The sequence below is a fragment of the Streptomyces sp. NPDC059906 genome, assembly GCF_042730645.1.
Classification (GTDB): Bacteria; Actinomycetota; Actinomycetes; order Streptomycetales; family Streptomycetaceae; genus Streptomyces; species Streptomyces rubrogriseus.
The window spans coordinates 1-12,646 of record NZ_JBHWKU010000021.1 but is presented as its reverse complement, the minus strand read 5'-3'; the positions used below and the strand labels follow the sequence as shown (position 1 = coordinate 12,646).

12 protein-coding genes are annotated in these 12,646 nt (G+C 71.3%); 11 read left to right on the top strand and 1 reads right to left on the bottom strand.

Annotated features, from left to right (window positions below; genetic code table 11):
- Positions 1-7: 7 nt before the first annotated feature.
- From sirA to ACFV9J_RS27395, 10 genes are all read left to right on the top strand, one after another.
- Positions 8-1,705: a sulfite reductase SirA gene (gene sirA / locus ACFV9J_RS27440; protein WP_385358219.1), complete on the top strand. Its 1,698-nt coding sequence runs from the start codon at positions 8-10 to the stop codon at positions 1,703-1,705.
- Complete coding sequence (locus ACFV9J_RS27435; RefSeq protein WP_159328176.1) at positions 1,702-1,881, top strand: hypothetical protein; 180 nt, start codon at positions 1,702-1,704, stop codon at positions 1,879-1,881. Before sirA ends, ACFV9J_RS27435 begins: the two co-directional genes overlap by 4 nt.
- Entirely contained in the window at positions 1,878-2,588 is a 711-nt protein-coding gene (locus tag ACFV9J_RS27430) for a phosphoadenylyl-sulfate reductase (RefSeq protein WP_385358217.1), read from the top strand. Before ACFV9J_RS27435 ends, ACFV9J_RS27430 begins: the two co-directional genes overlap by 4 nt.
- A gap of 1 nt (position 2,589) precedes the next feature.
- Positions 2,590-3,267, top strand: a complete 678-nt coding sequence (gene cysC, locus ACFV9J_RS27425; protein WP_385358215.1) for an adenylyl-sulfate kinase — start codon at positions 2,590-2,592, stop codon at positions 3,265-3,267.
- Positions 3,264-4,202, top strand: coding sequence for a sulfate adenylyltransferase subunit CysD (gene cysD, locus ACFV9J_RS27420; protein WP_385358213.1), 939 nt, complete (start codon positions 3,264-3,266; stop codon positions 4,200-4,202). Before cysC ends, cysD begins: the two co-directional genes overlap by 4 nt.
- Before the next feature lie 2 nt (positions 4,203-4,204).
- Positions 4,205-5,560 (top strand): sulfate adenylyltransferase subunit 1, encoded by a 1,356-nt coding sequence (locus ACFV9J_RS27415; protein WP_385358210.1) that lies wholly within the window; start codon positions 4,205-4,207, stop codon positions 5,558-5,560.
- A gap of 239 nt (positions 5,561-5,799) precedes the next feature.
- A complete protein-coding gene (locus ACFV9J_RS27410; protein ID WP_385358208.1) occupies positions 5,800-6,903 on the top strand; it encodes an aliphatic sulfonate ABC transporter substrate-binding protein in 1,104 nt (367 codons plus the stop codon).
- 33 nt (positions 6,904-6,936) lie between these two features.
- The gene (locus tag ACFV9J_RS27405) at positions 6,937-7,731 is read left to right on the top strand and encodes an ABC transporter ATP-binding protein (RefSeq protein ID WP_385358206.1); all 795 of its coding nucleotides are present in this window, start codon (positions 6,937-6,939) and stop codon (positions 7,729-7,731) included.
- Positions 7,718-8,629: an ABC transporter permease gene (locus ACFV9J_RS27400; RefSeq protein WP_385358203.1), complete on the top strand. Its 912-nt coding sequence runs from the start codon at positions 7,718-7,720 to the stop codon at positions 8,627-8,629. Before ACFV9J_RS27405 ends, ACFV9J_RS27400 begins: the two co-directional genes overlap by 14 nt.
- Positions 8,630-8,637: 8 nt before the next feature.
- Positions 8,638-9,384, top strand: a complete 747-nt coding sequence (locus ACFV9J_RS27395) for a sirohydrochlorin chelatase (RefSeq protein WP_385358201.1) — start codon at positions 8,638-8,640, stop codon at positions 9,382-9,384.
- Positions 9,385-9,408: 24 nt separating this feature from the next.
- Here ACFV9J_RS27395 and ACFV9J_RS27390 read toward each other — a convergent pair whose 3' ends face one another.
- Positions 9,409-9,957: a DUF1697 domain-containing protein gene (locus ACFV9J_RS27390; RefSeq protein WP_385358199.1), complete on the bottom strand. Its 549-nt coding sequence runs from the start codon at positions 9,955-9,957 to the stop codon at positions 9,409-9,411.
- Positions 9,958-10,332: 375 nt separating this feature from the next.
- On the opposite strand from ACFV9J_RS27390, the gene ACFV9J_RS27385 reads away from it, so the two are divergent.
- The gene (locus tag ACFV9J_RS27385) at positions 10,333-12,606 is read left to right on the top strand and encodes an MMPL family transporter (protein ID WP_385358197.1); all 2,274 of its coding nucleotides are present in this window, start codon (positions 10,333-10,335) and stop codon (positions 12,604-12,606) included.
- Positions 12,607-12,646: the final 40 nt, after the last annotated feature.

The following is a 12,646-nucleotide window of genomic DNA, read 5'->3' as shown; positions in this document are numbered from 1 at the left end:
GTCACCCATGGCCGCCACCCCGCCCGACTCCGCTGCCGCGACCCCGCGCCGCAAGGTGAGCCGTCACCGCGGCGAGGGCCAGTGGGCGGCCGGACACTTCACCCCGCTCAACGGGAACGAGCAGACCAAGAAGGACGACGACGGTCTCAATGTGCGGACACGCATTGAGACGATCTACTCCAAGCGCGGTTTCGACTCGATCGACCCCGGTGACCTGCGCGGCCGTATGCGCTGGTGGGGGCTGTACACCCAGCGCCGCCAGGGCATCGACGGCGGCAAGACGGCGATCCTCGAGCCGGAGGAGCTGGACGACCGCTACTTCATGCTCCGCGTCCGCATCGACGGCGGCGCGCTCACCACGGCTCAGCTGCGGGTCGTCGGCGAGATCTCGCAGGAGTTCGCGCGCGGCACCGCCGACATCACCGACCGGCAGAACGTCCAGTACCACTGGATCCGGATCGAGGACGTGCCGGAGATCTGGAACCGTCTGGAGGGTGTCGGCCTGTCCACGGTGACCGCCTGCGGCGACACGCCCCGCGTGATGATCGCCTCCCCCGTGGCGGGCATCGCCGAGGACGAGATCATCGACGGCACACCGGCGCTGGAGGAGATGAAGCGCCGGGTCCTGAACAACCCGGCTTACTCGAACCTCCCCCGCAAGTTCAAGACCGCGATCTCCGGGTCGCCGGTGCAGGACGTCGTGCACGAGATCAACGACGTGGCGTTCGTCGGCGTCGAGCACCCCGAGCACGGCCCGGGCTTCGACCTGTGGGTCGGCGGCGGCCTGTCCACCAACCCCAAGCTGGGCGTGCGGCTGAACGCCTGGGTGCCGATCGACGACGTGCCCGACGTCTACGAGGGCGTCATCTCCATCTTCCGCGACTACGGCTACCGGCGGCTGCGCAACCGCGCCCGCCTGAAGTTCCTGGTCGCCGACTGGGGCCCGGAGAAGTTCCGCCAGGTGCTGGAGGACGAGTACCTGAAGCGGAAGCTGACCGACGGCCCGGCGCCCGCCGAGCCCGCCGGCCGCTGGCGCGACCACATCGGCGTGCACCGGCAGAAGGACGGCCGCTACTACGTCGGCTTCGCCCCGCGCGTGGGCCGCGTCGACGGCACAATCCTGACCAAGGTCGCCGACCTGGCCGAGGCGCACGGCTCGGGCCGGGTGCGTACCACGGTCGAGCAGAAGATGATCGTCCTCGACGTCGAGGAGGCGAAGGTCGACTCGCTGGTCGAGTCCCTGGAGGCGCTGGACCTCACCGCCCGGCCCTCCACCTTCCGGCGGGGCACCATGGCCTGCACCGGCATCGAGTTCTGCAAGCTCGCCATCGTCGAGACCAAGGCGCGCGGCGCCTCGCTCATCGACGAGCTGGAGCGGCGCCTCCCGGACTTCGACGAGCCCCTCACCATCAACCTCAACGGCTGCCCGAACGCCTGTGCCCGCATCCAGACTGCGGACATCGGTCTCAAGGGCCAGCTCATGCTCGACGAGCACGGCGAGCAGGTCGAGGGCTACCAGGTGCACCTCGGCGGCGCCCTCGGCCTGGAGGCCGGCTTCGGCCGCAAGGTGCGCGGCCTGAAGGTCACCGCCCAGGAGCTGCCGGACTACGTGGAGCGCGTCCTCACCCGCTTCCAGGCCGAACGCGAGGACGGCGAGCGCTTCGCCGCCTGGGCGGCCCGGGCCTCCGAGGAGGCCCTGTCGTGAGCGAGCGCGCCGCGCCCTTCTACTGCCCCTACTGCGGCGACGAGGACCTGCGTCCGGGTGAGCAGGGCCACGGCGCCTGGGAATGCGGGGCGTGCAACCGCGCCTTCCAGCTGAAGTTCCTCGGGCTGCTCGCCCGGGGCCTTCAGTCCGACTCCACGGGAGGGGAACCGACATGACGGCGGTTCAGGAAGAACGTACGGTCGAGGACCTCAAGGCGCTGGCCGAGCGGGCGGGCCGTGAGCTGGAGGACGCCTCCGCGCTGGAGATCCTCCAGTGGGCGGCCGAGACCTTCGGCAGCCGCTTCTGCGTGACCTCCTCCATGGAGGACGCGGTCGTCGCCCACCTCGCCTCCCGCGCCCTGCCCGGCGTGGACGTGGTGTTCCTCGACACCGGCTACCACTTCCCGGAGACCATCGGCACCCGCGACGCGGTCGAGGCCGTGATGGACGTGAACGTCATCACGCTCACGCCCCGGCAGACGGTCGCCGAGCAGGACGCCGAGTACGGTCCGCGGCTGCACGACCGCGACCCCGACCTGTGCTGCGCGCTGCGCAAGGTGAGGCCCCTGGAGGAGGGGCTGGCGGGCTACCAGGCCTGGGCGACCGGGCTGCGCCGCGACGAGTCTCAGACCCGGGCGAACACCCCGGTCGTCGGCTGGGACGAGAAGCGGGGCAAGGTGAAGATCTCGCCCATCGCCAAGTGGTCACAGGAAGATGTGCAAACGTACGTCACCGAGCACGGCGTCCTCACGAACCCGCTGCTGATGGACGGCTATGCCTCCGTGGGCTGCGCGCCCTGCACCCGTCGTGTGCTGGAGGGCGAGGACGCCCGCGCCGGACGCTGGGCGGGCCGCTCGAAGACCGAGTGCGGGCTGCACGGCTGACATGACGACGACCACCGGACCGACCACCACGGGACCGACAACCACCACGGGACCGGCCACCACCGGACCGGCCACCACCACCGGACCGGCCACCACCACGGGACCGGCCACCACCGGACCACCGAGATCCAGGGAGAACCACGTGACGACCGGAGCCACCGTCTGGCTCACGGGGCTGCCCAGCGCCGGCAAGACCACCATCGCCCGCGAGCTGGCCGACCGCCTGCGTGAGGAGGGCCGGCGCGTCGAGCTGCTCGACGGCGACGAGATCCGCGAGTTCCTCTCCGCGGGCCTCGGCTTCGACCGCGCGGACCGGCACACCAACGTGCAGCGCATCGGCTTCGTCGCCGAACTGCTCGCCCGCAACGGCGTCACGGCCCTGGTCCCGGTGATCGCGCCGTACGCGGACAGCCGCGACGCGGTGCGCGAGCGCCACGGGGCGAACGGCACGGCGTACGTCGAGGTGCACGTGGCCACGCCCGTCGAGGTGTGCTCGGTGCGCGACGTGAAGGGCCTGTACGCCAAGCAGGCCGCGGGCGAGCTGACGGGGCTCACCGGGGTGGACGACCCGTACGAGGAGCCCGTGAAGCCCGACCTGCGCATCGAGTCGCAGGACCAGACCGTGCAGGAGTCCGCCGCGGCGGTCCACGCGCTGCTCACCGAAAGGGGACTGGCATGACGACGACCGCCGAAGCGGCACGGGAGGGTACGGCGGGCCCGTACGCCCTCTCCCACCTCGACGCGCTCGAATCGGAGGCCGTGCACATCTTCCGCGAGGTGGCGGGCGAGTTCGAGCGGCCGGTGATCCTCTTCTCCGGCGGCAAGGACTCGATCCTGATGCTGCACCTGGCCCTGAAGGCGTTCGCCCCGGCGGCGGTGCCGTTCTCCCTGCTGCACGTGGACACCGGGCACAACTTCCCCGAGGTCCTGGAGTACCGCGACCGTACGGTGGCGAAGCACGGGCTGCGGCTGCACGTCGCCTCCGTGCAGGACTACATCGACCGCGGGGTGCTCAAGGAGCGCCCGGACGGCACCCGCAACCCCCTCCAGACGCTGCCGCTGACCGAGAAGATCCAGGCGGAGAAGTTCGACGCGGTCTTCGGCGGCGGGCGCCGCGACGAGGAGAAGGCCCGGGCCAAGGAGCGGGTGTTCTCGCTGCGCGACGAGTTCTCCCAGTGGGACCCGCGCCGCCAGCGCCCCGAGCTGTGGAACCTGTACAACGGCCGGCACGCCCCGGGCGAGCACGTCCGCGTCTTCCCGCTCTCCAACTGGACCGAGCTGGACGTGTGGCAGTACATCGCCCGCGAGGGCATCGAGCTGCCGCAGATCTACTACGCCCACGAGCGCGAGGTCTTCGCCCGCTCCGGCATGTGGCTGACGGCCGGTGACTGGGGCGGCCCGAAGGACGGCGAGACGGTCGAGAAGCGGCAGGTCCGCTACCGCACCGTCGGCGACATGTCCTGCACCGGCGCCGTCGACTCGGACGCCGACGACATCGAGAAGGTCATCGCCGAGATCGCCGTCACCCGGCTCACCGAACGCGGCGCCACCCGCGCCGACGACAAGATGTCCGAGGCCGCGATGGAAGACCGCAAGCGCGAGGGGTACTTCTAGACATGACCAGCACCACTGAACCCGTCGAGCCGCTGTCGGTCTGGCAGCTGTCGGAGACGACCCTGCTGCGGTTCGCCACCGCGGGCTCGGTCGACGACGGCAAGTCCACGCTGGTCGGCCGTCTGCTGCACGACTCCAAGTCGGTCCTCACCGACCAGCTGGAGGCCGTCGAGCGCGCCTCCGCGAGCCGCGGCCAGGACGCCCCGGACCTCGCGCTGCTCACCGACGGCCTCAGGGCCGAGCGCGAGCAGGGCATCACCATCGACGTGGCCTACCGCTACTTCGCCACCCCGCGCCGCCGGTTCATCCTGGCCGACACCCCCGGGCACGTGCAGTACACGCGGAACATGGTCACCGGCGCCTCCACGGCCGAGCTGACGGTCATCCTGGTCGACGCCCGCAACGGCGTCGTCGAGCAGACGCGCCGGCACGCCGCCATCGCCGCCCTGCTGCGCGTCCCGCACGTCGTCCTCGCCGTCAACAAGATGGACCTGGTCGACTACCAGGAGTCCGTGTTCGCGGCGATCGCCGAGGAGTTCACGGCGTACGCCACCGAGCTGGGCGTCCCCGAGGTCACCGCGATCCCCATCTCGGCCCTGGAGGGCGACAACGTGGTGGAGGCGTCGGCGGTCATGGACTGGTACGGCGGCCCGACGGTGCTCGAACACCTGGAGACCGTCCCGGTCAGCCACGACCTGGCGCACTGCCACGCCCGGCTGCCGGTGCAGTACGTGATCCGGCCGCAGACCGCCGAGCACCCCGACTACCGCGGCTACGCGGGGCAGATCGCCGCCGGCACCTTCCGGGTGGGCGACGAGGTCACCGTGCTGCCCTCGGGCCGCACCTCGAAGGTGTCCGCCATCGACGTGCTCGGCGAGCCGGTCGACGCCGCCTGGACGCCGCAGTCGGTGACGCTGCTCCTGGAGGACGACATCGACGTCTCGCGCGGCGACCTGATCGTGCCCAGCGAGGACGCCCCGGCCACCAGCCAGGACGTCGAGGCCACCGTCTGCCACGTCGCCGACGCGCCGCTCACCGTGGGCCACCGGGTGCTGATCAAGCACGGCACCCGCACCGTCAAGGCGATCGTCAAGGACATCCCGGCCCGGCTCACGCTGGACGACCTGTCCCTGCACCCGCACCCCGGGCAGCTCGTCGCCAACGACATCGGCCGCGTGAAGATCCGCACCGCCGAGCCGCTGCCCGCCGACTCCTACGCCGACTCGCGGCGCACCGGCTCGTTCATCCTGATCGACCCCGGCGACGGCACCACGCTGACCGCCGGCATGGTCGGCGAGTCCTTCGCCGCGCCGGAGCCGGTCAAGGACGCGGCCGACGACGACGGGTGGGACTTCTGAGCATGGGCTCCCCGGACTTCTACTCCACGTTCGCCAAGGAGGGCGGCCGCGTCGGCAGCGGTGCTCTCGGCAGCGGGCAGGGCGGAGTGGCGCGATGTGCGCGGTGACGTACGCGCACCGCTCGCGCGCCCTCACCCCCCACCCGCACAGCCGAAGACCTGCCGACCTCCCGGCCACGCCCTGACACCTCGGACCAACCGACAGGCGTGCGTGCCGGACCAACGAGAGGAACACCTCCCGTGCCTGCCACCAACGCCCTGCGCCGCACCCTGGCGGTCATAGCCGCCCTTCCGCTCCTGACGTTGGCCGCCTGCGGATACGGCTCCCAGGCGAAGGACGACGACACCGCCAAGGTCGCCGAGGGCGCCGAGAAGATCGACGGTCTCGACTCCGTCCGGATCGGCTACTTCGGCAACATCACCCACGCCACCCCGCTGGTCGCCAACCAGAAGGGCTTCTTCCAGAAGGCGCTGGGCGCGACCGAGGCCAAGTACGCGGTCTTCAACGCGGGCCCGTCCGAGATCGAGGCGCTGAACTCCGGCTCCATCGACATCGGCTGGATCGGCCCCTCGCCGTCGATCAACGGCTACACCAAGTCCGACGGGAAGAACCTGCGGATCATCGGCGGTTCGGCCTCGGGCGGCGTGAAGCTCGTGGTCAACCCCGACAAGATCAAGTCCCTGAAGGACGTCAAGGGCAAGCGCATCGCCACCCCGCAGCTGGGCAACACGCAGGACGTGGCGTTCCTCAACTGGATCGCCGAGCAGGGCTGGAAGGTCGACGCCCAGAGCGGCAAGGGCGACGTGACGGTCGTCCGCAGCGACAACAAGGTCACCCCGGACGCCTACAAGTCCGGCTCCCTGGACGGCGCCTGGGTGCCCGAGCCCACCGCGTCCAAGCTGGTGGCCGAGGGCGGCAAGGTGCTCCTCGACGAGTCGGCGCTGTGGCCCGACCAGAAGTTCGTGATCACGAACATCATCGTGTCGCAGAAGTTCCTCAAGGAGCACCCGAAGGCCGTGGAGGCGGTGCTCAAGGCGTCGGTCGACACCAACGCGTGGATCACGGCCCACCCGGACGAGGCGAAGTCCGCGGCCAACGCCCAGCTGGAGAAGGACTCCGGCAAGGCGCTCCCGGCGGACGTGCTGGACCCGGCCTGGGAGTCGATCAAGCTCACCGACGACCCGCTGGCCTCCACCCTCGACGCCCAGGCGGAGCACGCCGTCAAGGCCGGTCTGCTGGACGAGCCCGACCTGAACGGCATCTACGACCTCGCGCCGCTCAACAAGGTCCTCAAGGCCAAGGGCAAGCCCGCGGTCGACGACGCCGGACTCGGCGTCGAGTAAAGCCCGGATCCGACCACCCAGGAGGTGACGACCATGGCCACGACCACGACCCTCGCCAAGGCCGCCGACGGCACCGAGCCGGCCACGTACGCCGCCCGGATCGAGCACGTCTCGAAGTCCTTCGCGGGCCCCGCCGGGCAGCAGCTCGTCCTGGACGACATCACCCTCGATGTCGCACCCGGCGAGTTCGTCACCCTCCTGGGAGCCTCCGGCTGCGGCAAGTCCACGCTGCTGAACCTGGTGGCGGGCCTGGACAGGCCCAGCGCGGGCGGCATCAGCACGGACGGGCGGCCGGCCCTGATGTTCCAGGAGCACGCCCTGTTCCCGTGGCTGACCGCGGGCAAGAACATCGAACTCGCCCTCAGGCTGCGGGGCGTGCCCAAGTCCGAGCGCCGCGGCAAGGCGGAGGAGCTGCTCGAACTCGTCCGCCTGAAGGGCGCGTACGGCAAGCGGGTGCACGAGCTGTCGGGCGGTATGCGCCAGCGGGTCGCGATGGCCCGGGCGCTGGCCCAGGAGAGCAAGCTGCTGCTGATGGACGAGCCGTTCGCGGCGCTGGACGCCATCACGCGGGACGTGCTGCACGACGAGCTGACCCGCATCTGGCGCGAGACGAAGCTGTCCGTGCTGTTCGTGACGCACAACGTCCGCGAGGCCGTGCGGCTGGCCGAGCGGGTGGTGCTGCTGTCCTCCCGTCCCGGGCGCATCGCGCGCGAGTGGACGGTCGGCATCCCGCAGCCGCGCCGTATCGAGGACACCGCCGTGGCGGAGCTGTCCGTCGAGATCACCGAAGAACTGCGTGGGGAGATCCGCCGACATGGCCAGCACTGACACGACGCGTCCCGCCGGGGGCGCAGGCGCGAAGGACGGCGGCGACCTCGCCGGTCTGGAGGCGGGCCTGGACGCACTGGAGTCGGTGCAGCAGGGGCGCACGCCCTTCCGGCAGACCTTGGTGGAGAAGATCCTGCCTCCGGCCGTCGCCGTACTTCTCGTGCTCGCCGTGTGGCAGGCCCTGGTCTCCTTCGAGATCGTCGACGACCCCACCAAGCTGCCCGCACCGTCCGACGTGTGGGACGTGCTCCACCAGGCCTGGCTCCAGGGCGAACTGCTCGGCTACATCTGGACCAGCGTCTCGCGCGGTCTGCTCGGCTTCTGCTTCGCGCTGCTCATCGGCACCCCGCTGGGGCTGCTGGTGGCGCGGGTGAAGTTCGTGCGGGCGGCGATCGGCCCGATCCTGTCCGGCCTCCAGTCGCTGCCGTCGGTGGCCTGGGTGCCGCCGGCCGTGATCTGGCTGGGCCTGAACAACTCGATGATGTACGCCGTCATCCTGCTCGGCGCGGTGCCCTCCATCGCCAACGGCCTGGTGTCCGGCGTCGACCAGGTCTCCCCGATCTTCCTGCGGGCGGGGCGCACGCTGGGCGCGACGGGGCTGAAGGGCACCTGGCACATCGTGCTGCCGGCCGCGCTGCCCGGCTACGTCGCCGGCCTCAAGCAGGGCTGGGCCTTCTCCTGGCGCTCGCTGATGGCCGCCGAGATCATCGCCTCCTTCCCCGACCTGGGCGTCGGCCTCGGGCAGTTGCTGGAGAACGGCCGCAACGCCAGCGACATGGCCATGGTCTTCGAGGCCATCCTGCTCATCCTGGTCGTCGGCATCGCCATCGACCTGCTGATCTTCAGCCCGCTGGAGCGCTGGGTGCTGCGCAGCCGCGGTCTGCTGGTGAAGGGCTGAGGCACACCATGTCCGCACCGGCCCGCCCCGTCCTCCTGGTCGTCGCCCACGGCAGCCGCGATCCGCGGCACGCCCAGGCCGTGCACGCCCTGGTCCGCCGGGTGCGGGCGCTGCGTCCGGACGTGCGGGTGGAGACCGGCTTCCTGGACTTCAACGTCCCCTCCGTGCCGGGCGTCCTGGAGTCCCTGGAGGCGGAGGGCGTGCGGGAGGTGGTGGCCCTGCCGCTGCTGCTGACCCGCGCCTTCCACGCCAAGGCGGACATCCCCGCGGTCCTGGCGGCGGCGCCGCCGCGCCTGAGGATCCGGCAGGCCGAGGTGCTCGGCCCCTCGCCGCTGCTGCTGTCGGCGCTGGAGCGGCGCCTGTACGAGGCGGGTCTCACGCCCGCCGACAAGTCCTCGACCGGGGTCGTGCTGGCCTCGGCGGGGTCCTCCGACCCGGAGGCGATCGCAGTGATCGCTGAAATCGCGCGGGAGTGGCGGCACACCGGTTGGTGCGCCGTGCGGCCTGCGTTCGCCTCCGCATCCCTTCCGCGCACCGAGGACGCGGTACGGCAGTTGCGCGCGCTGGGCTGTGCGCGCGTCGCCGTCGCCCCGTACGTCCTGGCGCCGGGCTTCCTGCCGGACCGTATCGCGCGGGGCGCGGCCGGGGCCGACGTGCTGGCGGACGTCCTGGGTCCCGCACCGGAGGTGGCGCGGGTCCTGCTGGAGCGGTACGACGCGGCGCGGATGCCGGTGGCGCTGGCGGTCGGGGCCTGAGGCCGACGACCCGTCGGGGGCCCGTCAGGCGCCCGTCAGCTCCACGAGTTTGGTGACCGTGTTCCAGTTGCGGCTGGTGGCGATCAGCCCCTTGTTGACGCGGGGCCTGCCGAGGGCCTCGGCGAGCTTGGAGCGGCCCAGCCCGTCCGGTGCGTAGAGGTACAGGGCGCGGTCGCCGAGGCGGAACTCCTCGGGGCGGAAGGCCGGTGCGTCGATCGCCGCGAAGCGGTCCGCGTCGACGGGTGCGGAGAAGTAGGTGACGTGCAGCTGCCTGGCCTCCAGTTCGGCGGCCGGGAAGGGGCACGCCTCGACGACCGATCTCAGGTAGGGGTGGTCGCGCACGATCACGTCCACCGGGAAGCCGAACCGCTTCTCGATCGCCTCCGCCAGCTCCGCGGCCAGGGACTCCTCGTCGCCGTGGTCGGACGCGAAGACGGCCTGTCCGCTCTGCAGATGGGTGCGTACGGCGTCGTGGCCGAGGGAGGTCAGCAGCGCGCGCAGGTCGGCCATCGGGACCTTCCGGCTGCCGCCCACGTTGATCCCGCGCAGCAGCGCCGCGTACATCGTCGTCATCCGCACACCATAGAACGGCCGTCGTGCCCCGTGGGGGTGGGCACGACGGCCTGGTCCGCGCCGGGCGGACGTGCGCGCCACTCTCGCCGATGCGGTGTGCGGGGTTCAACCACTACACACGCCTGTGACTTAAACAACAACTCTTCCAAAAGGCTCCGGCGCGCCGTCGCACCCTGATCGACGCCCCTGGGATCGCCCGGTACATGTAAGGGGCCGGGATCCTCCTCAGCGGTGAGTGCGGCGGTACGGAGGGATGAGGGCGGCGCCGCCGCACGTCACCGGAGAGCACGACGCGGCGTCCTTACGCGGGCCATACCTTCGAAACGCAAGGTGGCGGCAGGGGGCCGGCACCGCTCATGAGGGGGCAGGCCGGTCATGCGGAACCGAGAGACACGGGTGCGGGGCATAGCCGCCCGGGCGGGCGGCTGGAGTGCCCGGCACCGCTGGGCCGCCGTCGGGATCTGGGTGCTGTTCGTCGTCCTGGCGATGGGGCTCGGTTCGGCAGCCGGCCGGGTCGACGTCAAGGACAGCGACCAGATGGGCGGCGAGACGCACACCGCCGCCCGGATCGTCGAGGAGGCGGGGATCGACGAACCGGCCAGTGAGTCGGTCCTGGTCCAGGCGAAGTCGGGTGATCTGAAGGCCGCGGACGCCGAGTTCCGGGCCGCGGTCGACGCGGTCGTCGCGGCGGTGGAGGAGACCGGGAAGGTCACGGGCGTCACCTCGCCGTACGACGCCAAGACGATCTCGAAGGACGGCCGCAGCGCGCTGGTGCAGTTCGACATGCGCGGCGAGGCGGACACCGCGGGCGAGCGGGTCGAGCCGGTGCTGAAGGCGGTCGAGGGGGTGCAGAAGGAGCACGAGTCGCTGCGGATCGAGGAGATCGGCGGCGCCAGCATGATGAAGACGTTCGACGACGCGTTCGGCGACGACTTCAAGAAGGCCGAGTACTCGGCGGTGCCGGTGGCGCTCGGCATCCTGCTCGTCGCGTTCGGCGCACTGGTGGCGGCGCTGGTCCCGGTGGCGCTGGCGATCACCGCGATCGTCGCGACGATGGGCCTGATGGGCCTGGTCAGCCACGTCCAGCCGATGAGCGAGACCGCCAACTCCGTGATGCTGCTGGTCGGTCTGGCCGTCGGCGTCGACTACTGCCTGTTCTACCTGCGCCGCGAGCGCGAGGAGCGCGCCGCCGGACGGGACGCGCAGACGGCCCTGCGGATCGCCGCCGCCACCAGTGGCCGGGCGATCGTCGTCTCCGGCGTCACGGTGTGCGTGGCGATGGCGGGCATGCTGTTCACCGGCATCGCCGAGTTCGAGGCGATGGGCCTGGCCTCGCTGATGGTGGTCGCGGTCGCCATGGTCGGCTCGGTGACGGTGCTGCCGGCGCTGCTGTCCCTGCTGGGCGAGCGGGTGGAGAAGGGCCGCGTGCCGTTCCTGCGCCGCCGCCGGCCGAGCGGCTCCGCGAGTGAGGGCAGCCGGTTCTGGACGGCCGTGCTCAAGCGCGTACTGGCCAAGCCGCTGCTCGCCGCCGTGGTCGCCGTCGGCGCGCTGCTGGCCGTCGCCGCGCCCGCCCTGGGCATGAAGACGCAGAACCTCACGCTGGACCAGGAGTTCGGCGACTCGCTGCCCATCGTGCAGACGTACAACCGGGTCAACGAGGCCTTCCCCGGCGGGTCCGACCCGGCCGAGGTGGTGGTGAAGGCCGACGACATCAACGCGCCCGAGGTGCGGGCCGCGCTCGCCGACTTCCGGGAACGGGCGATCGGTTCGGGGGCCTCGCGCGGTCCGGTGGACATCACGGTGCACGACCAGCAGAACGTCGCGCTGGTGTACGTCCCGCTGGTGGGCGGCTCCGACCAGGACAAGGCGGGCGAGAGCCTGGACAAGCTGCGCGACGACGTGCGGCCCGCGACGCTGGGCAAGGTCGACGGCGTCGAGGCGCCGATCACCGGTCAGGTGGCCGGCAACAAGGACTTCAACGACCAGCTCGTCGGATCGGTCCTGCCGGTCTTCGCCTTCGTCGTGGTCTTTGCCTTCCTGCTGATGCTGCTGTCCTTCCGCTCGCTGACGGTCGCGCTCACCTCGATCGTGCTCAACCTGCTGTCGGTGGGCGCGGCGTACGGCATCCTGGTCGCCGTCTTCCAGCACGGCTGGGGCGCCTCGCTGGTGGGCGCGGAGGGCGTGGGCGCCATCATCACGTGGCTGCCGCTGTTCCTCTTCGTGATCCTGTTCGGCCTGTCGATGGACTACCACGTGTTCGTGGTCTCCCGGATCCGTGAGGCGCGGCTGCGCGGGCGCTCCACCCGGGACGCGATCCAGCACGGCGTGGTCACCACGGCGGGGGTCGTCACCAGCGCCGCCGTCATCATGGTCGCGGTGTTCGCCATCTTCGGCACGCTGTCCATGCAGTCGATGAAGCAGATGGGCGTGGGCCTGGCGGCGGCGGTACTGATCGACGCGACGATCATCCGCGGTGTCCTGCTGCCGGCCGTGATGTCGCTGCTCGGCGAGCGCAACTGGTACCTGCCGAAGTGGCTGCACCGGCTGCCGGACCTGACCCACGACGAGTCGCCCGAGGCGATCGCGTCGCCGGAGCGGGACGGCGAGCGCGGGGAGCGCGGGGAGCGGGGAGAGCCGGTCGGCGTCTGACCGACACGCTCCACGGGCGAGGGGCTCGTCGGTTCCGGGG

Excerpts from the sequence above, each read along its gene's own strand:
- cysC (WP_385358215.1), top strand. The coding sequence starts at position 2,590 with ATGACGACGACCACCGGACCGACCACCACGGGACCGACAACCACCACG.
- ACFV9J_RS27395 (WP_385358201.1), top strand. The coding sequence starts at position 8,638 with ATGTCCGCACCGGCCCGCCCCGTCCTCCTGGTCGTCGCCCACGGCAGC.
- ACFV9J_RS27405 (WP_385358206.1), top strand. The coding sequence starts at position 6,937 with ATGGCCACGACCACGACCCTCGCCAAGGCCGCCGACGGCACCGAGCCG.
- ACFV9J_RS27385 (WP_385358197.1), top strand. The coding sequence starts at position 10,333 with ATGCGGAACCGAGAGACACGGGTGCGGGGCATAGCCGCCCGGGCGGGC.
- ACFV9J_RS27390 (WP_385358199.1), bottom strand. The coding sequence starts at position 9,957 with ATGACGACGATGTACGCGGCGCTGCTGCGCGGGATCAACGTGGGCGGC.
- sirA (WP_385358219.1), top strand. The coding sequence starts at position 8 with ATGGCCGCCACCCCGCCCGACTCCGCTGCCGCGACCCCGCGCCGCAAG.
- ACFV9J_RS27400 (WP_385358203.1), top strand. The coding sequence starts at position 7,718 with ATGGCCAGCACTGACACGACGCGTCCCGCCGGGGGCGCAGGCGCGAAG.
- ACFV9J_RS27430 (WP_385358217.1), top strand. The coding sequence starts at position 1,878 with ATGACGGCGGTTCAGGAAGAACGTACGGTCGAGGACCTCAAGGCGCTG.
- cysD (WP_385358213.1), top strand. The coding sequence starts at position 3,264 with ATGACGACGACCGCCGAAGCGGCACGGGAGGGTACGGCGGGCCCGTAC.
- ACFV9J_RS27415 (WP_385358210.1), top strand. The coding sequence starts at position 4,205 with ATGACCAGCACCACTGAACCCGTCGAGCCGCTGTCGGTCTGGCAGCTG.